The sequence below is a fragment of the Citrobacter sp. CK188 genome, assembly GCF_030333525.1.
Taxonomy (GTDB): Bacteria; Pseudomonadota; Gammaproteobacteria; order Enterobacterales; family Enterobacteriaceae; genus Citrobacter_B; species Citrobacter_B koseri.
Map to the genome: position 1 here is coordinate 1 of NZ_JAOWFU010000038.1, position 19,576 is coordinate 19,576.

The following is a 19,576-nucleotide window of genomic DNA, read 5'->3' on the forward strand; positions in this document are numbered from 1 at the left end:
CGTCCCAGCCTTCCCGTAAAACCGCTGAAAATGTGGACCCTCGCAGGCAACGAGATGACGCTCTGCAAAGACTACGTCGTCCCCGGCGGCACGTTTAATTTCATTCAGTCAACGCAGGATTTCATTAAAGGCAAAACCTACCCGTATGGAAACTGGGATTAACAATATCCTTGCCCGACAGGCAACTACAAATACGGCGACTTCAGTTGCCGTTTCACTTTCGAATGAAATTAAATTTGTGCTCCCCGTCACCTTGTTATTAGAATGTTTCTGGTCGCAGTTTTGAGCCAGGAGCAATGTATGACCGTTAAAGTTATCGTCACTGATATGGACGGAACTTTTCTCGACGACGCCAAAAAGTACGATCACGCACGATTTATGGCGCAGTATCAGGAACTAAAAAAACGCGGCATCGAATTTGTCGTCGCCAGCGGCAATCAGTATTACCAACTCATTTCCTTTTTCCCCGAGCTGAAAGACGAAATTTCCTTCGTCGCGGAAAATGGCGCGCTGGTTTATGAGCATGGCAAGCAGCTGTTTCATGGCGAACTGACCCGGCATGAATCCCGTATTGTGATTGGCGAGCTGTTAAAAGATAAGCAGCTTAATTTTGTCGCCTGCGGCCTGAAAAGCGCTTATGTCAGCGAACATGCGCCGGAATCTTTTGTGGCGCTGATGTCGAAGCACTACCACCGTCTGCAACCGGTGAAGGATTACCAGGACATTGACGATGTTCTGTTTAAGTTTTCACTGAACCTGCCAGACCAGCAGATCCCCTTCGTGGTTGATGCGCTGCATACGTCGCTGGACGGCATTATGAAACCCGTGACCAGCGGCTTCGGCTTCATCGACTTAATCATACCGGGATTACACAAAGCGAACGGCATCAGCCGTCTGTTGAAACGCTGGGATCTTTCGCCGCAAAATGTGGTGGCGATTGGCGACAGCGACAACGATGCGGAAATGCTGAAAATGGCGCGGTATGCTTTCGCGATGGCGAACGCCGCAGACAACATCAAAGCCCTCAGCCGTTATCATACCGATGATAACAACCATCAGGGAGCGTTAAACGTGATTCAGGCCGTACTGGATAACGCCCCGCCTTTTAACATCTGATTCCAGATACCGGAGCGCTGCTCCGGTTTCCTCCTGCTTTTCCATTCTGCGTACCGCATCAAGTTTTTAAACTTGCATTAACTTATTTATAACTTATATTGTCATTTGTAATTAATTTAAGTTTCGAATGAAAGTCAATGCGAGGTGGTTATGGCTTTAACCTTCACAAGCGATACATTACCGGCCGATCATAAAGCGGCGATCCGGCAGATGAAGCAGGCGTTGCGGGCGCAGCTCGGTGATGTGCAGGGCGTTTTTGACAGGCTCAGCGAGGTGATTGCCACACGCGTGGCGGAAATCAATACGCTCAAAGCGCAGGGCGATGCCGTCTGGCCTGCGCTGTCTTACGCGGATATCCAGTCCGGCGCCATCACGGTAGCGCAGCGTGAACAGATCAAGCGGCGTGGATGCGCGGTCATTAAGGGCCATTTTCCGCGGGAACAGGCGCTGGCATGGGATCAATCCATGCTGGATTATCTGGATCGCAACCATTTTGATGAGGTGTACAAAGGTCCCGGCGATAACTTCTTCGGTACATTAACCGCCTCCCGCCCTGAAATTTATCCGATTTACTGGTCGCAGGCGCAGATGCAGGCTCGTCAGAGCGAAGAGATGGCGAACGTTCAGTCTTTCCTTAATCGGCTGTGGACATTTGAAAGTGACGGCAGACAGTGGTTCAACCCGGATATCAGCGTGATCTACCCGGATCGCATCCGCCGCCGCCCACCCGGCATCACCTCAAAAGGTCTGGGGGCGCATACCGATTCCGGCGCGCTGGAACGCTGGCTGCTGCCCGCCTATCAACGGGTTTTCGCCAGTATCTTTAACGGCGAGCTGGAAAAGTACGATCCCTGGCATGCCGCCTACCGTACCGAAGTCGAAGAGTATACGGTCGATAACACCACCAAATGCTCGGTTTTCCGCACCTTCCAGGGGTGGACGGCGCTGTCAGATATGCTGCCAGGCCAGGGCTTGCTGCATGTGGTGCCGATTCCAGAAGCGATGGCGTATATCCTGTTACGCCCCCTGCTGGATGACGTTCCTGAAGATGAACTGTGCGGCGTTGCGCCAGGCCGGGTGCTGCCGGTTTCGCAACAATGGCATCCGCTGCTGATTGAGGCATTGACCAGTATTCCGCAACTGGAGGCCGGGGACTCCGTCTGGTGGCATTGCGATGTGATCCACTCCGTCGCGCCGGTGGAAAATCAGCAAGGATGGGGGAACGTGATGTACATCCCCGCCGCGCCGATGTGCGAGAAAAACCTGGCTTACGCGCACAAGGTCAAAGCCGCGCTGGAAACGGGCGCATCGCCAGGCGATTTCCCGCGTGAAGATTACGAAACAAACTGGGAAGACCGTTTTACGCTGAGCGATCTGAACGTTCACGGAAAACGCGCGCTGGGCATGAGCTAAGCGTCATACAGCCCTTCCCGCTCTACGGCGGTGCGTCGTTTCCCTGGACGTATCCGCCGCACCGACTCCCGCACCGTCAACGTGCCGTTCAGCAACAGCGTACCGATTGGCGCATTCGGACGAACCAGACGTTGTTGCAGCATATGTACCGCCTCCGTCCCCAGCTCATCGCGCGGCACATGTACTGCTGTTAACGGCACATCCTGAATTTCCGCCAGATTAAAGCCGTCAATACTCATCACCGACACATCCTGCGGCACGCGAAGGCCGCGCTTTTGCAACGCGCTGATGACGCCCGCCGCCATAAAATCACCGCCGACCAAAAACGCCGTCGGCAACGCCTTATCCGGCGTATTCGCCAGCCATTCGCTGACCCGCTGCTCCGCCTCTTTCGCACTGAAACTCGGCGATACCAGTAAATCCCGCTTATCGTTAAATTTCAGATTATGGGTTTGCCAGGCGTCGCGAATGCCGGCCAGACGCAGCTCCATCGTGTAGCGACGCAGACAGAGCACCGTCATCACGTCGCGATGCCCCATTGAAAAAAGATAATCAGCGGCAAGTTCGCCAATGGCGCGGTGATCGGGCGAAACGGCTGGCAAACGCATTCGCTGATCGCGGCAATTAATCAGTACGCAGGGTTTCCCCACGTCCACCGCCAAATCGTGAATATGCGGATCGTCAATCCCTAACAAAATCGCCGCCTGCGTTTCCGCTTCGTTCATCCGCGCGAGGAAAAGCTGCGCATCACTGTCCAGCTCCTCAAGCGCGCAATAACGCAGCCGTACTTCATACGCCGTCAGTCCTTTACTCACGTTCTGAATCACGCGGTAGTAAAAGATGTCAGACCGCTCATCAAACGCCCGCTGCGGCGCAAAGACCACCAGACTATTCAGCAACAGCCTGCCTGCCGCCATCCCGTCCATGACGCCCAGCTCCCGCGCGCACTCCAGCACTTTGTTGCGCGCTTTTTCACTGGTATTTGCCTTCCCCGCCAGCACGCGAGAAACGGTGCTGACGGAAAGCTGCGTCCGCGCGGCAATTTCGCTGATTTTGAGCCTTTTATCCATTTTGTGATCTTGCTCCATTTGCTAAATGAAAAAATTTTCATAACGCACAAACAGGGAAATAACTGGCTTAACGTCCATCTTGCCAGAGCGATACCGTTAGTAATGAGAAAACTTGCACAAAATCCGCTATTGCCCGCCCATTTTCTCACTTAACCTGAACTTGTCACACAACTTACATACTAGTTGTATAGCAACTAAGAATAAATAAAAAGATAACTTTCAATGAGATAACAATATTTGTGTGACACCCAAACGTTTATTTCCCCTACCGTCCGTCTTGTGGAGAAAAGAAATGAGTCAGGACATCAATAACACTGTCGCCGCGAGTAAAACCCGCCGCGTCATCAAAAATTTGCGCTGGTATGTGCTGGTGCTGTTCTTACTGGGTGTGACCGTTAACTACATCACGCGTAACTCGCTGGGTATCCTGGCGCCGGAGCTAAAAGAGAGTCTGGGGATCACCACCGAGCAATACTCCTGGATTGTCGGCGCGTTCCAGATTGCCTACACCATTTTCCAGCCCCTGTGCGGCTGGCTGATCGATGTGATTGGCCTGAAGATTGGCTTTATGGTCTGCGCCGGGATCTGGGCGCTGATGTGTATCTTCCACGCGGGCGCCGGAAGCTGGCTGCATCTGGCAATTTTGCGCTTCTTTATGGGCGCATCTGAAGCGGCCGCTACGCCAGCCAACGCCAAAACCATCGGCGAATGGTTCCCGAAATCAGAGCGTCCGGTCGCGGCGGGCTGGGCGGGCGTCGGCTTCTCAATTGGCGCCATGCTGGCGCCGCCAATCATCTACTTCGCGCACGCCTCATTCGGCTGGCAGGGCGCATTTATGTTTACCGGCGTGCTGGCGCTGCTGTGGGTGATCCTGTGGTGGGCGTTCTACCATAACCCGGAACAGCACCCGAACCTGAGTGGAGAGGAGCTGGAGTATATCAAGCAGGATAACGAGCCTCCGGCCGTGAAACTGCCCTTCCTGACCGCGCTGAAAACCGTGTCGAAAAATAAACGTTTCTACGGTATCGCGATCCCGACCTTTATGGCAGAACCGGCCTGGGCGGTGCTGAGCTTCTGGGTACCGCTGTATCTGGCGAAGGAACACGGTATGGATCTGAAGCAGATCGCCATGTTCGCCTGGCTGCCGTTCCTCGCCGCCGATCTCGGCAGCGTGGCGAGCGGCTATCTCACCCGCCTGTATACCCGTCTGTTTGGCTGCTCTCGCGTTAACTCCGTGGTGGCAAGCTCCGTGACCGGCGCGTTTCTGATGATTTCTCTCGGCATCGTGGCCATTACCCGCGATCCGTATATCACCATCGTGCTGATCTCCATCGGCGGCTTCGGTCATCAGATCATCTCCTGCATGCTGAGCGCACTGGTCGTGGAGTCGTTTGATAAAGGCCAGATGGCGACCGTCAACGGAATGCGCGGCTCTGCGGCGTGGATCGCCAGCTTCCTCTTCTCTCTGTTAATTGGCGTTACCGCCGACAAAATCGGCTTTAACCCGCTCTTTATCGCCATGGGGTTCTTTGACCTGATTGGCGCTGTTTTCCTGGTGGCATTTATTGCTGAACGTCGCGCCAAGCGCGCCTGATAGTGGATGTATTGCGTATGAAAACCCTGAAAAACTGGATTGTAGAGAAACAGTCGGCCCATCATCTGGAACTGCTGGTCGATGGTCAACACCATCTGTGCCTGTACGTACTGGAAGAAAATCTGTTTCGCGTGCTGATCAAACGTAAAGGCGAACTGGCATTAGACAGAACCTGGAGTATCGCCCCGGCGCAGGATGTGCCGTGGGAAGGCCGCAGCCGCGAAGATGTAAGCGGCTTTAGCTGCCCGGCCTGGCAACTGACGCAGCAGGATGGCGCGCTGATTGTCGCTACTGAGCAACTGCGCGTGACCGTCCACCAGCCGCTGTGGCTGGAGTGGCACTATCGCGATGAGGCGGGCGACTGGCAGCCGCTGGTCAACGACCGCCCCACCAGCGCCTATCTGCTGAACGCTCACGGCGACGGCGTGGCGCACTATTTAAGCCGCCGTAAAGATGAACGTTTTTACGGTCTGGGCGAGAAAGCGGGCGACCTGCAACGCAACGGCCAACGCTATGAGATGCGCAACCTTGACGCGATGGGCTATAACGCGGTCAGCACCGATCCGCTGTACAAACATATTCCATTCACCATCGCCCGCCGCGATGACGTCAGCTACGGTCTGTTTTACGACAACCTGAGCAGCTGCTGGCTGGATCTGGGCAATGAAATCGACAACTATCACACCGCCTATCGCCGCTGGCAGGCGGAAGCGGGCGATATCGATTACTACATCTTTACCGGCAAGCGTGTGCTGGATGTCACCAAAGCCTTTGTGCGCCTGACGGGGAAAACCCTGTTCGGGCCGAAGTGGAGCCTGGGTTACAGCGGCTCAACCATGCATTACACCGATGCGCCGGACGCGCAAAACCAGCTGATGAACTTTATCCGTCTGTGCAATGAACACGCGATTCCGTGCGATTCGTTCCAGCTTTCATCTGGCTACACCTCCATTAACGGCAAACGCTACGTCTTTAACTGGAACTACAACAAGGTGCCGCAGCCGAAAGTGATGACCCAGGCATTCCACGATGCGGGGTTGAAGCTGGCAGCCAACATTAAACCGTGTCTGTTGCAGGATCACCCGCGCTACAACGAAGTCGCGGAAAGAGGGTTATTTATTCGTGATTCGGAAACCGACGCGCCGGAACGTTCAAGTTTCTGGGATGACGAAGGTTCTAACCTCGACTTCACCAATCCGCAAACCGTCGCCTGGTGGCAGGAAGGCGTCACCACGCAGTTGCTGGAGATGGGGATCGACTCCACCTGGAACGACAACAACGAGTTCGAAGTGTGGGATGGCGAAGCCCGCTGCCACGGCTTTGGCCGCGAAATCGCCATCAAACATATTCGCCCGGTCATGCCGCTGTTGATGATGCGCGCCTCGCTGGAAGCGCAGCAGCGCTTTGCGCCGGAAAAACGCCCGTACCTGATCTCCCGTTCCGGCTGCGCCGGGATGCAGCGTTACGTGCAAACCTGGAGCGGCGATAACCGCACCAGTTGGGATACCCTGCGCTACAACACCCGCATGGGGCTGGGGATGAGTCTGTCCGGGCTGTATAACGTGGGTCACGACGTCGGCGGTTTCTCTGGCGATAAACCGGATGCGGAGCTGTTCGTGCGCTGGGTACAGAACGGCGTGATGCACCCTCGCTTTACCATCCACTCATGGAATGACGATCATACGGTGAATGAGCCGTGGATGTACCCGGGCGTGACGCCGGCGATTCGTAGCGCGATTGAGCTACGTTACCGTCTGCTGCCCTACTTCTACACGCTGCTGTGGCAGGCGCATGCCGACGACGAGCCGATGTTGCGCCCCACTTTCCTCGACCACGAGCACGACGCGCAAACCTTCGCAGAGTGCGACGACTTCCTGCTTGGCCGCGATATTCTGGTGGCAAGCGTGGTGGAACCCGGTCAACGTGAACGCCGCGTCTGGCTGCCGGATAACGAAACCGGTTGGTACGATTTCGATAGCCACGAATGGTTCTCTGGCGGCCAGTGGATCACGCTGAACGCGCCGCTGGAAAAACTGCCGCTGCTGGTACGCGCCGGTGCAGGTCTGCCGCTGAGCGAACGGATCACCCATGTCAGCGCTGAACGCGACGATACCCGCGAGCTGAAACTGTTCCCGGTCAAAGGCGTGGGGACAACGTCCGGTCTGCTGTTTGAAGACGATGGCGAAAGCTGGGGTTATCAGACGGGCAATGCCCTGTGGGTGGAATGGGAGATGGTGTGCGATGGGGCGACCGTCAACCTGAGGATCAACGCGCGTGGCGACTATCGTCCGGCATGGAACGCGTTGAAGGTATCGTTACCGGCGGGGGAAAAACGCACGCTGCGGGTGAATGGCGTTGAAGGGAGTGAGTGGGTGCTCTGAAAATTGCCGGGTGGCGGCTTCGCCTTACCCGGCCTACAAACTGTAGCGTAGGCCCGGTAAGCGTAGCGCCACCGGGCTTTTTTTAGCCGTCGATCCCTTTACTACGCAGATAATCTTCGTAGTTGCCGCTGAAGTCCACCACGCGCTGCGGCGTAATTTCCAGCACGCGCGTCGCCAGCGAGCTAACAAACTCACGGTCGTGAGAAACGAAAATCAGCGTGCCCTGATACATCTCCAGCGCCATGTTCAGCGATTCGATCGATTCCATATCCAGGTGGTTGGTCGGTTCGTCCATCACCAGGATATTCGGTTTCTGCATCATCAGCTTACCGAACAACATACGCCCTTTTTCACCACCGGAGAGCACCTTCGCCGGTTTTCTGATATCGTCCTGGCTGAACAACAGACGGCCAAGAATGCTGCGTACAGCCTGCTCGTCATCGCCTTCCTGCTTCCACTGACTCATCCATTCAAACACCGTCAGGTCATTTTCGAACTCATATTCGTGATCCTGCGCGTAATACCCAATGCGCGCGTTCTCTGACCATTTCACGGTGCCGTTATCCGGCGCCAGATCGCCCACCAGCGTTTTCAGCAACGTGGATTTACCCACGCCGTTAGTCCCGAGTACCGCAAGCTTTTCGCCCACTTCCAGCAGCAGATTAACGCCCTTGAACAGCGGGCCATTATCAAAGCCTTTCGCGAGCGCTTCCACTTCCAGCGCGTTACGGAACAGCTTCTTATCCTGTTCAAAACGGATGAACGGGTTCTGACGGCTGGAGGCCTTCACCTCATCAAGCTTAATTTTATCAATCTGACGGGCACGAGACGTTGCCTGGCGAGACTTAGACGCGTTAGCGCTAAAGCGGCTGACGAAAGATTGCAGGTCTGCAATCTGCGCCTTTTTCTTGGCGTTATCGGCCAGCAGGCGTTCACGCGCCTGGGTGGCGGCAGTCATATACTCGTCGTAGTTACCCGGGTAAATGCGCAGTTCGCCGTAATCCAGATCCGCCATATGCGTACACACCATATTCAGGAAGTGACGGTCGTGCGAAATGATGATCATGGTGCTGTCACGTTCGTTCAGTACCTGCTCCAGCCAACGGATCGTGTCGATGTCGAGGTTGTTGGTCGGTTCATCAAGCAGCAGGATATCGGGGTCGGAAAACAGCGCCTGCGCCAGCAGGACACGCAGTTTCCAGCCTGGCGCGACTTCGCTCATCGGGCCGTAGTGCTGCTCAACCGGAATACCCACGCCCAGCAGCAGTTCGCCCGCGCGCGCTTCGGCAGAGTAACCATCCATTTCGCCGTATTTCACTTCCAGATCGGCCACTTTATAGCCATCTTCTTCACTCATTTCCGGCAGCGCGTAGATGCGGTCGCGTTCCTGTTTTACTTCCCACAGTTCAACATGCCCCATGATCACTGTGTCGAGTACGCTAAACTCTTCGAAGGCAAACTGATCCTGGCGCAGCTTACCGATACGCTCGTTTGGATCGAGAGAGACGTTGCCCAGCGTCGGTTCGAGATCGCCGCCGAGGATTTTCATAAAAGTGGATTTACCGCTACCGTTGGCGCCAATCAGGCCGTAACGGTTGCCGCCGCCAAATTTGACGGAAATATTTTCAAACAGCGGCTTGCTGCCGAACTGCATGGTGACGTTGCTGGAAACTAACACTGGCGTATCCTGAAAAATATGTGACAAACCGCTTATTATGCCACAAGTCTTAAATAAGATCGCGCCTCACGGTAAGCCGCTAAAATTGTCCTCACGGGAAAAAAATGTGATTTCGTACACATCTGAATTCCCACTTAACGGGAATGCACATATAATGCGCTCCCAACATGACAGAATTCTCAACCCAATAGCCTGCCAGGCACTGAATCTCGCATAACATGAATATGAAATTAACAACGTTTTTCGCGGCGGCCCTCGCTGTAGTTGGCTTTTGCAGCACCGCCTCAGCGGTGACTTATCCTTTACCGACCGATGGCAGTCGCGTCGTTGGTCAAAACCAGGTGATCACTATCCCGGAAGGCAATACCCAACCGCTGGAGTATTTTGCGGCTGAATACCAGATGGGGCTGTCTAACATGCTGGAAGCGAACCCGGGTGTTGATACCTTCCTGCCAAAAGGCGGTACGGTGCTGAACATTCCTCAGCAGCTGATCCTGCCGGACACCGTGCATGAAGGCATTGTCATTAACAGTGCGGAAATGCGTCTGTACTACTACCCGAAAGGCACCAACACGGTGATCGTCCTGCCGATTGGTATCGGTCAGTTAGGGAAAGACACGCCAATCAACTGGACAACGAAAGTTGAGCGTAAGAAAGCAGGCCCGACCTGGACGCCGACGGCGAAAATGCATGCCGAATACCGCGCGGCGGGCGAACCGCTGCCAGCCGTCGTGCCGGCTGGCCCGGATAACCCGATGGGTCTGTACGCGCTGTACATTGGTCGTCTGTATGCGATTCATGGCACCAACGCCAACTTCGGTATCGGCCTGCGCGTCAGCCACGGCTGCGTCCGTCTGCGTAACGACGACATCAAGTTCCTGTTTGAAAATGTGCCGGTCGGCACCCGCGTACAGTTTATCGACGAGCCGGTGAAAGCGACCACTGAGCCAGATGGCAGCCGTTACATTGAAGTCCATAACCCTCTGTCTACCACGGAAGCGCAGTTCGAAGGCGGCGAGATCGTACCGATTAACCTGAACAAAAGCGTTCAGAGCGTCACCAGCCAGCCTGATGTCGATCAGTCTGTGGTTGAGCAGGCCGTTCAGAACCGTTCCGGTATGCCGGTTCGTCTGAACTGATCAGAGCCATGTGCCGGGTGGCGACTCTCGCCTTACCCGGCCTACCGCGTCGGCCCGATAAGCATAGCGCCATCGGGCCATCACTTCAGCAGCAACAATCCATATCCCACCAGCGCCGCCCAGAGCAGCATCGGCAACGAATACCAATGAAACCGCCACCAGATACGCCGATCATTTGCCATCCGCAATGCAATCAGATTCGCCAGCGATCCCGGTAGCAAACCAAAACCACCGATATTGACCGCCCAGGCCAGCAACGCGGTCGGCGGAACGTAGTTGAGCAATAAAATCGTGGCGGGCACATTGCTGATAAACTGCGACAGACCGAGCGCAGTCAGCCAAAGCCCCGGCGCAGAGAGCGTTTCAACATGGCGCAGTACGCCCTGTAACACCGGTAGCTGTATCAATAAATGCACGTCGATAAACATCACCATAAACACCAGCAGTAACGTCCAGTCGACGCTCAGTACCACGCGGCGCGCCAGGACGATGAACCCTGCCGCCACAATCGCCAGCCCCCAGAGTTCCTGCTTCAGTTCAAGCGCGGTCAGAAACACGATATACAACCCAGAGCAGCTCCACACCAGGCGCGGTTGCCACTCAGGGGCGCGCGTACCGGTATGGTATTGCAACGCCTGCCCCGGAAAACAAAGGCCGCACAGCACCAACAGCGTCAGCATCATCACGGCGGCAAGCGGCGCCATCTGCCAGACAAAAGCCGCAAATGAAAGACCAGAACGCCCCCACAACAAAATATTTTGCGGATTGCCAATCGGCGTGAGCAGCGAACCGGCGTTGACCGCCAGCGCCTCAAAGATAATCAGCCGGTTTACCGGAATCGCACACAGTCTTTTCAGGGTAATAGTCAGCGGAACGACGATAAACAGCGCCACATCGTTGGTCAGGAACGTTGACAGCACCGCCGCCGCCAGCACCATAAACATTGCCAGACGGCGTTCCGTTTTAAAACGACGAACCATTCTGCGGCCCAGCACATCAAAATATCCGCTCAGCTCAACGCCTTTGGTCAGCAGCATCAAACCGCTCAGCGTAATAATGGTGTGCCAGTCAATTGCACCCGGCCAGGTGCGGGGGGTAAACGGGACGAACAGACTGAGTCCGGCTCCGACAAGGAGTAATAACAGCAGGAAACGATCGCGTCTTAATGCCCGCAGAAAAGGAAAACTCATTCAGAAGGCGTTCCGTGCTTTTGCGTAAACAGGCGGAAAGCCTCAAGCGTTTCCTGGCTTACATGGTGCTCCATCCCTTCCGCATCGCGGCGTGCGATTTCCGGGCTGACGCCCAGCACCAGTAAAAAGTTTTCCACGATCTGGTGGCGTTCACGGCTTTCCTGCGCCAGCTTCTCGCCTTCTGCGGTCAGGAATACCCCGCGCCAGGGGATCATTTCGATAAGCCCTACCGACGCCAGACGCTTGAGCATCTTGGCGACCGTCGGCTGGGAAACGCCAAGTCGCGCCGCCATATCAACCTGACGCGCTTCACCGACTTCGATAATTAAATCGGAAATCAGCTCAACGTAGTCATCGATCAGTTCACGGCGATGCGCTTCCCTGACCTGGCGGAACCCTTCGACGTGTTCTTCGACATTCACTAATTGCGTCACTTTTTTTGTTGTTGGCGTACCTGCGCGACGACTCATTCTGCTTCCTCGTTACTGTGACGCGTTAATTGCATCTGGCTGGAGTGGGCCCATTGTAAACCAGAGTTGCACAGGCTCAAAAATTTAACGTTTTAGCAATAGCTATATAATATAGCCTGTGCTATATCTGTATGTAATGCAGGCATCCCTCACGGATCGATGGGATCGTAAAGTCAGGAGGTTTCTATGAACGAATTTAAGAGGTGTATGCGCGTGTTTAGCCACTCTCCCTTTAAAGTACGGTTAATGCTGCTGTCCATGCTGTGTGACATGATCAACGGCAAACCCGAGCAGGATCAGCCCTCGTCAAAATAACGCGGCGTCGCGGTACGCCGCTCCATTTTGACGCCATCTTCGCGGCCACCAAGGCGCGCTCGCGCTGTGTTTTATCTCAATACCCTTTCTTTTTGTCGGTTTTGCTGCCCCCTTCGCAAAACATTTTCCTTGTAGTAGTTGACCTTCTTATACACACGCTCTATCGTTGCGCAGCCCTGCATATATTGCGGCTCGCAGATGCGGACCCCATCCCCTCTTCACGCACTTTCCGGCAGGTATTGACCCTTAACGCCAGGGTGAGCACATGGCGTTTTTGCAATAGTGGCATATGAATTTAACCCTCAAAGACTCGCTTATTGCCCGCAGCAGGGCCATTAGCCCGTGGACTGGCTTCTACTTTTTACAGTCGCTGCTGATTAACCTCGCGTCGGGCTACCCGTTTAGCCTGTTCTATACAGCAGCCTTTACCTGCCTATTGCTGTTGCTCTGGCGCACCGCGCCGCGCGCGCAAAAGGTGTTGATCGGGCTATGCTCGCTGATCGCCGCCATGTATTTCCCGTTCGGCCAGGCCTACGGCTCGCCAAACTTTAATACGCTGCTGGCACTGCATTCGACCAACATGGAAGAGTCCACCGAAATCCTGACCATCTTCCCGTGGTACAACTATCTGGTAGGCCTCTTTATCTTTGCACTGGGCGTGATTGCCGTTCGCCGTAAGCAAGAGACGGAGAAAAAAGCCTGGCGCATTGTGGACAGCGTGTGTCTGCTGTTCAGCGTCATCGCCTTCTTTGTCGCGCCGGTGCAAAACCTGGCGTGGGGCGGCGTGTTTAAATTAAAAGACACCGGCTACCCGGTTTTTCGCTTCGTGAAGGATGTCATCGTCAACAACAATGAGGTGATTGAGGAGCAAGAGCGGATGGCGAAGCTGTCCGGGATGAAAGATACCTGGACGGTCACTGCGGTTAAGCCCCAATACCATACCTACGTGGTGGTGATCGGTGAAAGTGCGCGGCGTGACGCAATGGGCGCATTCGGCGGTCACTGGGATAACACCCCGTTCGCCAGTACCGCCAACGGTTATTTTTTCATGGATTACGTTGCCGCCAGCGGCTCAACGCAAAAATCGCTCGGTTTAACGCTCAACCGCGTGGTCGACAACAAGCCGCAATTCCAGGATAACTTTGTGACGCTGGCCAACCGTGCCGGTTTCCAGACCTGGTGGTTCTCGAATCAGGGGCAAATCGGCGAATACGATACGGCTATCGCCAGCATCGCGAAACGTGCCGATGAAGCGCACTTCCTGAAAAGCGGAGACTTCGAAGCCGACAAGAATACGCGTGACGATGCGCTGTTAAAAATGACCGCTCAGGTACTGGAGACAGAACGCACGCAGCCGCAGTTAATTGTGCTGCACCTGATGGGCTCGCACCCGCAGGCCTGCGATCGCACGCAGGGAAAATACGACGTTTTCGTGCAGTCGAAAGAGACCTCTTGCTACCTGTACACCATGACCCAAACGGACGCGCTGCTGGGAAAACTGTACGCGCAGTTGCGTAACAGCGGCGACAGCTTCTCTATGGTCTACTTCTCGGATCATGGTCTCGCATTTAAAGAGCGCGGGAAAGAGGTGCAGTATCTGGCGCATGACGACAGGTATCAGCAGAATTTTCAGGTGCCGTTTATGGTGCTTTCCAGCGATGACAAAGCGCATCGCGTGATTAAAGCGCGCCGTTCGGCAAATGATTTCTTAGGCTTTTTCTCGCAATGGACGGGGATCAGCGCGAAAGAGATTAAAACCAAATACCGTTTTATCTCTGAGCAGAAAGCCGGGCCGGTCTTCATCACCAACTTCAAGTTGCAGAAGGTGGATTACAACCATCTGGGTACGGATATTTTTAGTACCAAACAGCGCTAAACCTGTAGTCCTGATAATGCTGTAGGCCTGATAAGACGCCTCAGCGTCGCCATCAGGCATTGCCGGATGGCGGCATAAATACCTTATCCGGCCTACACATCAGACAAAAAAAATCCGCCCCGAAGGGCGGATTTTTCATATCACCGAAGTGATTAGAAGCGGTAACCAACACCGGCGATCCAGGTGCCGACGTCCACGTTACGGATACGGCTCTGCTCATAGGAGAAGTCCAGCGCAACGTTTTCGATCGGGTTGAACTGCAAACCGGCACCGTAGGAGAAACCGTAGTCGCTGGTGTCGTGTTTGTCAGCTGGAGTGGCAGCAGTCTGGAATTTACCGTAACCCACACCAACAACACCGTAGATGCTTGCCCAGTCGTTCAGACGGTAAGCAGGGCCGGCGGTGAGGCCGTAGTACTGAGTTTTGTTGTAATCGCCAGCACCGTTAGTACGATCTTTTTCTGTGTAGGTGAAGGAACCGATTACGCCCAGCGGGTTGTTGTCCTGCTCGTAGCGATACTTCAGGTTAAAACCGTTCATTTTGTTCGCTGCGCCCTGAGCATCGCTCTGAGCGTAACCACCCGTAACGGTAGAAGTAGCAGCTACAGCAGTACCTGCGGAAATAGCCAGAACAGCGGCCAGTGCTGAAAGACATGCAATTTTTTTCATAACCACCTCAAATGTGCTTCAAGTAAATCCTAAGTTATAAATATATCAAAAATTGATGAGAAACTCTTTGCGATTCGCGATGTCTAACGGGTCTTTTCGTGTAACAGAACATTTCCATAACCCGCTATCTCTTTCAAATAACATCACTTTTCCGGTGAAGCGCACCATTATTACGCGCACAATATGGTACATTCATCCAGATAATTCCTAATTACGCAGTTTATTAATCCATCAGTTCATCGATATTTTACGGATTCTCCGGGATTTTTTTTCAACGAATACTCAACCGTCAGAGGTTATTTCTATTACACTGCCTTTTTTACTTCTATTGACATTAATTGACAGGAGAAAGGATGCCGGGGTCGTCACGTAAGCCAGTCTGGCTGCCTATTTTGGTTTTGCTCATTGCGATGTCCTCTATTCAGAGCGGAGCCTCGCTGGCGAAATCGCTGTTCCCTCTCGTCGGGGCGCCGGGCGTTACCGCACTGCGTCTGGCATTAGGCACGCTAATCCTGATTGCGTTCTTTAAGCCCTGGCGTCTGCGCTTTGCCAGAGAACAGCGGCTGCCGCTCCTGTTTTACGGTCTGTCGCTTGGCGGGATGAACTACCTGTTTTACCTGTCGATTCAGACGGTGCCGCTCGGCATCGCCGTTGCGCTGGAGTTCACCGGGCCGCTGGCGGTCGCGCTGTTCTCGTCCAGACGGCCTGTCGATTTCATCTGGGTTGTGCTGGCCGTGCTTGGACTCTGGTTCCTGTTGCCGCTTGGTCAGGGCGTATCGCATGTTGATTTAACGGGTGCCGCGCTGGCGCTCGGCGCAGGCGCCTGCTGGGCTATCTATATTCTGACCGGGCAGCGGGCGGGTGAAGAACACGGCCCCGCGACCGTGGCGGTAGGCTCGCTCATTGCGGCGATCGTTTTCGTTCCGGTTGGCGCGCTACAGGCGGGAGAGGCATTATGGCACTGGTCGATTCTCCCACTGGGTCTGGCTGTCGCCGTGCTGTCAACGGCGCTGCCCTACTCGCTGGAAATGATCGCGCTGACGCGACTGCCCACGCGAACGTTTGGGACGCTGATGAGCATGGAGCCCGCGCTGGCTGCCGTTTCGGGGATGATTTTCCTGGGAGAAACGCTGACGCTGGTGCAGCTTCTGGCCCTGGCCGCCATCATTGCCGCCTCGATGGGGTCCACGCTCACCATCCGGCGGGAAACGAAAATTCAGCAAGTCGACATTAATTAACGTTACAATTCTGCATGATTTGCATAATCATGCAGAATATTGCTTTCATCCTTCTCATTATTATTATCTCCGCTATTTTTCTGCTGCCTGCAAACCTATTTATGTTTATCGCTCACAGTGAATGAGAATTATTAACATATCAACACTTAATTTCATAACATATTGATTTTTAATCATTTTAAATATTAAACACTTTCTGCGCTATTAAAGTGATAGGCACAGACAGAAAAGCAAAATGAAAAACCGGTGCTATACTTAGTTTCGTTAATTACCTGGGACACAAAACATCAAGAGGATATGAGATTATGAGTACCGCTAAACTGGTAAAAACGAAAGCGTCTAATCTGCTTTATACCCGCAACGATGTATCAGACAGCGATAAGAAAGCGACGGTTGAGTTGCTGAATCGTCAGGTGATCCAGTTCATTGACCTGTCACTGATCACTAAGCAGGCTCACTGGAATATGCGCGGTGCTAACTTTATTGCCGTACATGAGATGCTGGATGGCTTCCGTACAGCGCTGACCGACCACCTTGATACCATGGCAGAACGTGCCGTACAGCTGGGTGGCGTGGCATTAGGGACAACGCAAGTGATTAACAGCAAAACACCGCTGAAAAGCTACCCGCTGGATATCCATAGCGTTCAGGATCACCTGAAAGAGCTGGCGGATCGTTACTCTGTTGTCGCCAATGATGTTCGTAAAGCCATCAGCGAAGCCAAAGACGAAGACACTGCTGATATCTTTACCGCTGCTTCCCGCGACCTCGATAAATTCCTGTGGTTCATCGAAGCCAACATCGAATAAGCAGCATGATAAGTAAGACCTATGAACCCTCGCTTCGGCGGGGGTTTTGCACTTTTATAGTGCATCAAATTTCTTCCGCTCTGCCGTAAAGTAAAATATTTGTAATAATCACCTCACACAATCGTTAACGAGAGATTGTTTTAGCAACAATTTTTGCGCTAAATAGTCATACCGTTTGCACCCGATTCGGTCTGCACTAAATCAGCGCCCCAAAACGGTGCAATCCGTCAGTTTTGCCACGCTTATTGTGCATTAAAATGAAACGCCTTCTTTTTAAAACAATGAGTTGCATAATTGGCACGATTCTTTCATTACGCCATATGTTCTCGCAGGGGATCGCCCCGTGGATATAAAAGGAAATGCTATGAAGTCTGTATTAAAAGTTTCACTGGCTGCACTTACCCTGGCTTTTGCGGTGTCTTCTCACGCCGCGGATAAGAAACTCGTCGTGGCAACCGACACGGCGTTCGTTCCGTTTGAATTCAAACAGGGCGACAAATACGTTGGCTTTGATGTGGATCTGTGGGCCGCTGTCGCGAAAGAGCTGAATCTGGACTACACCCTGAAACCGATGGATTTCAGCGGCATCATCCCGGCGCTGCAAACCAAAAACGTCGACCTGGCGCTGGCAGGCATCACGATCACCGACGAACGTAAAAAAGCGATCGACTTCTCTGACGGCTATTACAAAAGCGGTCTGTTGGTCATGGTGAAAGCCAATAACAACGATGTGAAAAGCGTGAAAGACCTCGACGGCAAAGTGGTTGCGGTGAAGAGTGGCACCGGTTCTGTCGATTACGCGAAAGCAAACATCAAAACCAAAGATCTGCGTCAGTTCCCGAACATCGATAACGCCTACATGGAACTGGGCACCAACCGCGCAGACGCCGTTCTGCACGATACGCCAAACATCCTCTATTTCATCAAAACCGCGGGCAATGGTCAGTTCAAAGCGGTAGGTGAGTCTCTGGAAGCGCAGCAATACGGCATCGCGTTCCCGAAAGGCAGCGACGAACTGCGTGAGAAAGTGAACGGCGCGCTGAAAACGCTGCGTGAAAACGGCACCTATAACGAAATCTACAAAAAATGGTTCGGTACTGAACCTAAATAATAACGCTGTATTTTAGCTCGTTACGCCCGGTGGCGCTTACGCTTACCGGGCGTACAGGCCTTTGAGTATTTTCACCACGGTAACAGGAACAATTTATGGAGTTTGACTGGAGTGCCATCTGGCCCGCCATCCCGCTGTTGATTGAAGGCGCCAAAATGACCCTGTGGATTTCAATCCTTGGTCTGGCTGGCGGCCTGGTCATCGGGCTGCTTGCGGGTTTTGCGCGCACCTTTGGTGGTTGGATCGCCAACCACATTGCGCTGGTCTTTATCGAAGTGATTCGCGGTACGCCTATCGTTGTGCAGGTGATGTTTATCTACTTCGCGCTGCCGATGGCGTTTAACGATCTGCGAATTGATCCCTTCAGCGCCGCCGTTGTCACCATCATGATTAACTCGGGCGCGTACATTGCAGAAATCACGCGCGGTGCGGTGCTGTCTATCCACAAAGGTTTTCGCGAAGCGGGCCTGGCGTTAGGGCTGTCTCGCGGCGAAACCATTCGCCACGTTATTTTACCGCTCGCGCTGCGCCGTATGCTGCCGCCGCTCGGTAATCAGTGGATTATCAGCATCAAAGATACCTCGCTGTTTATTGTTATCGGCGTCGCTGAACTGACTCGTCAGGGGCAGGAAATCATCGCCGGTAACTTCCGCGCGCTGGAAATCTGGAGTGCCGTTGCGGTGTTCTATCTGATCATTACGCTGGTGCTGAGCTTCATTCTGCGTCGTCTGGAAAGAAGGATGAAAATCCTGTGATTGAATTTAAAAACGTCTCCAAGCATTTTGGGCCAACCCAGGTGCTGCACAATATTGATCTGAACATCAAACAGGGTGAAGTGGTGGTCATCATCGGGCCATCCGGCTCCGGGAAGTCCACTCTGCTGCGCTGCATCAACAAACTGGAAGAGATCACGTCCGGCGAGTTGATTGTTGATGGTCTGAAAGTGAACGATCCGAAGGTGGATGAGCGGTTAATCCGTCAGGAAGCCGGCATGGTGTTCCAGCAGTTCTATCTCTTCCCGCATCTGACGGCGCTGGAAAACGTCATGTTCGGGCCGCTGCGCGTGCGCGGCGCGAAGAAAGAAGATGCCGAAAAGCAGGCCAAAGAGTTATTAGCGAAAGTCGGGCTGGCAGAGCGCGCGCATCACTACCCTTCCGAACTTTCCGGCGGTCAGCAGCAGCGTGTGGCGATTGCCCGCGCGCTGGCGGTGAAGCCGAAAATGATGCTGTTTGACGAACCGACCTCCGCGCTGGACCCGGAACTGCGTCACGAAGTGCTGAAAGTCATGCAGGATCTGGCGGAAGAAGGGATGACAATGGTCATTGTGACCCACGAAATCGGCTTTGCCGAGAAAGTGGCCTCCCGTCTGATCTTCATCGACAAAGGGCGCATTGCGGAAGACGGTAATCCGCAAACCCTGATTGAAAATCCGCCCAGCCAGCGTTTGCAGGAGTTCTTGCAGCACGTTTCCTGAGGCACGCCCCTCCCTTCCGCCCGGAAGGGAGGGT

17 protein-coding genes are annotated in these 19,576 nt (G+C 53.9%); 12 read left to right on the forward strand and 5 right to left on the reverse strand.

What is annotated here, in order from left to right; genetic code table 11:
* Nucleotides 1-300 precede the first annotated feature (300 nt).
* On the forward strand, nucleotides 301-1,116 hold the full coding sequence (locus OGV67_RS20505) for a Cof-type HAD-IIB family hydrolase (protein ID WP_047457934.1): 816 nt from the start codon (nucleotides 301-303) through the stop codon (nucleotides 1,114-1,116).
* A gap of 150 nt (nucleotides 1,117-1,266) precedes the next feature.
* Nucleotides 1,267-2,529, forward strand: a complete 1,263-nt coding sequence (locus tag OGV67_RS20510; protein WP_115614929.1) for a DUF1479 domain-containing protein — start codon at nucleotides 1,267-1,269, stop codon at nucleotides 2,527-2,529.
* Here OGV67_RS20510 and OGV67_RS20515 read toward each other — a convergent pair.
* A complete protein-coding gene (locus OGV67_RS20515) occupies nucleotides 2,526-3,599 on the reverse strand; it encodes a LacI family DNA-binding transcriptional regulator (RefSeq protein WP_024130506.1) in 1,074 nt (357 codons plus the stop codon). The genes OGV67_RS20510 and OGV67_RS20515 overlap by 4 nt on opposite strands.
* 292 nt (nucleotides 3,600-3,891) lie before the next feature.
* On the opposite strand from OGV67_RS20515, the gene OGV67_RS20520 reads away from it, so the two are divergent.
* Nucleotides 3,892-5,193, forward strand: coding sequence for an MFS transporter (locus OGV67_RS20520; protein ID WP_286466016.1), 1,302 nt, complete (start codon nucleotides 3,892-3,894; stop codon nucleotides 5,191-5,193).
* 17 nt (nucleotides 5,194-5,210) lie between these two features.
* Nucleotides 5,211-7,574, forward strand: coding sequence for a glycoside hydrolase family 31 protein (locus OGV67_RS20525; protein ID WP_147294132.1), 2,364 nt, complete (start codon nucleotides 5,211-5,213; stop codon nucleotides 7,572-7,574).
* Nucleotides 7,575-7,656: 82 nt separating this feature from the next.
* Here the strand turns inward: OGV67_RS20525 and OGV67_RS20530 are convergent, their stop codons facing one another.
* Nucleotides 7,657-9,252: an ABC-F family ATPase gene (locus OGV67_RS20530; RefSeq protein WP_047457942.1), complete on the reverse strand. Its 1,596-nt coding sequence runs from the start codon at nucleotides 9,250-9,252 to the stop codon at nucleotides 7,657-7,659.
* Between the two features lie 218 nt (nucleotides 9,253-9,470).
* Between OGV67_RS20530 and ldtB the strand changes: the two genes are divergently transcribed.
* A complete protein-coding gene (ldtB, locus tag OGV67_RS20535) occupies nucleotides 9,471-10,391 on the forward strand; it encodes a L,D-transpeptidase (RefSeq protein ID WP_012133148.1) in 921 nt (306 codons plus the stop codon).
* Nucleotides 10,392-10,471: 80 nt separating this feature from the next.
* Here ldtB and OGV67_RS20540 read toward each other — a convergent pair whose 3' ends face one another.
* Nucleotides 10,472-11,581, reverse strand: coding sequence for an anion transporter (locus OGV67_RS20540; protein ID WP_114848485.1), 1,110 nt, complete (start codon nucleotides 11,579-11,581; stop codon nucleotides 10,472-10,474).
* Nucleotides 11,578-12,051 (reverse strand): manganese-binding transcriptional regulator MntR, encoded by a 474-nt coding sequence (gene mntR, locus OGV67_RS20545; RefSeq protein WP_012133150.1) that lies wholly within the window; start codon nucleotides 12,049-12,051, stop codon nucleotides 11,578-11,580. The genes OGV67_RS20540 and mntR overlap by 4 nt, the downstream gene beginning before the upstream one ends.
* Nucleotides 12,052-12,237: 186 nt before the next feature.
* Between mntR and mntS the strand changes: the two genes are divergently transcribed.
* Both mntS and OGV67_RS20555 read left to right on the forward strand, forming a co-directional pair.
* Nucleotides 12,238-12,366, forward strand: a complete 129-nt coding sequence (gene mntS, locus OGV67_RS20550) for a manganase accumulation protein MntS (protein ID WP_047457949.1) — start codon at nucleotides 12,238-12,240, stop codon at nucleotides 12,364-12,366.
* Between the two features lie 289 nt (nucleotides 12,367-12,655).
* Nucleotides 12,656-14,242: a phosphoethanolamine transferase gene (locus OGV67_RS20555; protein ID WP_115614931.1), complete on the forward strand. Its 1,587-nt coding sequence runs from the start codon at nucleotides 12,656-12,658 to the stop codon at nucleotides 14,240-14,242.
* Nucleotides 14,243-14,394: 152 nt separating this feature from the next.
* Here OGV67_RS20555 and ompX read toward each other — a convergent pair whose 3' ends face one another.
* The gene (gene ompX / locus OGV67_RS20560; RefSeq protein WP_012133153.1) at nucleotides 14,395-14,910 is read right to left on the reverse strand and encodes an outer membrane protein OmpX; all 516 of its coding nucleotides are present in this window, start codon (nucleotides 14,908-14,910) and stop codon (nucleotides 14,395-14,397) included.
* 353 nt (nucleotides 14,911-15,263) lie between these two features.
* On the opposite strand from ompX, the gene rhtA reads away from it, so the two are divergent.
* The 5 genes from rhtA to glnQ all read left to right on the forward strand — a co-directional run bounded on the left by rhtA (nucleotide 15,264) and on the right by glnQ (nucleotide 19,542).
* Entirely contained in the window at nucleotides 15,264-16,148 is an 885-nt protein-coding gene (gene rhtA, locus OGV67_RS20565) for a threonine/homoserine exporter RhtA (protein WP_012133156.1), read from the forward strand.
* A gap of 305 nt (nucleotides 16,149-16,453) precedes the next feature.
* Entirely contained in the window at nucleotides 16,454-16,957 is a 504-nt protein-coding gene (gene dps / locus OGV67_RS20570; protein ID WP_012133159.1) for a DNA starvation/stationary phase protection protein Dps, read from the forward strand.
* Nucleotides 16,958-17,321: 364 nt separating this feature from the next.
* A complete protein-coding gene (glnH, locus tag OGV67_RS20575) occupies nucleotides 17,322-18,068 on the forward strand; it encodes a glutamine ABC transporter substrate-binding protein GlnH (protein ID WP_012133160.1) in 747 nt (248 codons plus the stop codon).
* 95 nt (nucleotides 18,069-18,163) lie between these two features.
* Nucleotides 18,164-18,823, forward strand: a complete 660-nt coding sequence (glnP, locus tag OGV67_RS20580; protein WP_049011142.1) for a glutamine ABC transporter permease GlnP — start codon at nucleotides 18,164-18,166, stop codon at nucleotides 18,821-18,823.
* On the forward strand, nucleotides 18,820-19,542 hold the full coding sequence (gene glnQ, locus OGV67_RS20585) for a glutamine ABC transporter ATP-binding protein GlnQ (RefSeq protein ID WP_012133163.1): 723 nt from the start codon (nucleotides 18,820-18,822) through the stop codon (nucleotides 19,540-19,542). The genes glnP and glnQ overlap by 4 nt, the downstream gene beginning before the upstream one ends.
* The last annotated feature ends 34 nt before the right edge of the window (nucleotides 19,543-19,576 follow it).

Coding starts and splice junctions, on each gene's coding strand:
- OGV67_RS20505 (WP_047457934.1), top strand. CDS start 301: ATGACCGTTAAAGTTATCGTCACTGATATGGACGGAACTTTTCTCGAC.
- OGV67_RS20510 (WP_115614929.1), top strand. CDS start 1,267: ATGGCTTTAACCTTCACAAGCGATACATTACCGGCCGATCATAAAGCG.
- OGV67_RS20515 (WP_024130506.1), bottom strand. CDS start 3,599: ATGGATAAAAGGCTCAAAATCAGCGAAATTGCCGCGCGGACGCAGCTT.
- OGV67_RS20520 (WP_286466016.1), top strand. CDS start 3,892: ATGAGTCAGGACATCAATAACACTGTCGCCGCGAGTAAAACCCGCCGC.
- OGV67_RS20525 (WP_147294132.1), top strand. CDS start 5,211: ATGAAAACCCTGAAAAACTGGATTGTAGAGAAACAGTCGGCCCATCAT.
- ldtB (WP_012133148.1), top strand. CDS start 9,471: ATGAATATGAAATTAACAACGTTTTTCGCGGCGGCCCTCGCTGTAGTT.
- OGV67_RS20540 (WP_114848485.1), bottom strand. CDS start 11,581: ATGAGTTTTCCTTTTCTGCGGGCATTAAGACGCGATCGTTTCCTGCTG.
- mntR (WP_012133150.1), bottom strand. CDS start 12,051: ATGAGTCGTCGCGCAGGTACGCCAACAACAAAAAAAGTGACGCAATTA.
- mntS (WP_047457949.1), top strand. CDS start 12,238: ATGAACGAATTTAAGAGGTGTATGCGCGTGTTTAGCCACTCTCCCTTT.
- OGV67_RS20555 (WP_115614931.1), top strand. CDS start 12,656: ATGAATTTAACCCTCAAAGACTCGCTTATTGCCCGCAGCAGGGCCATT.
- ompX (WP_012133153.1), bottom strand. CDS start 14,910: ATGAAAAAAATTGCATGTCTTTCAGCACTGGCCGCTGTTCTGGCTATT.
- rhtA (WP_012133156.1), top strand. CDS start 15,264: ATGCCGGGGTCGTCACGTAAGCCAGTCTGGCTGCCTATTTTGGTTTTG.
- dps (WP_012133159.1), top strand. CDS start 16,454: ATGAGTACCGCTAAACTGGTAAAAACGAAAGCGTCTAATCTGCTTTAT.
- glnH (WP_012133160.1), top strand. CDS start 17,322: ATGAAGTCTGTATTAAAAGTTTCACTGGCTGCACTTACCCTGGCTTTT.
- glnP (WP_049011142.1), top strand. CDS start 18,164: ATGGAGTTTGACTGGAGTGCCATCTGGCCCGCCATCCCGCTGTTGATT.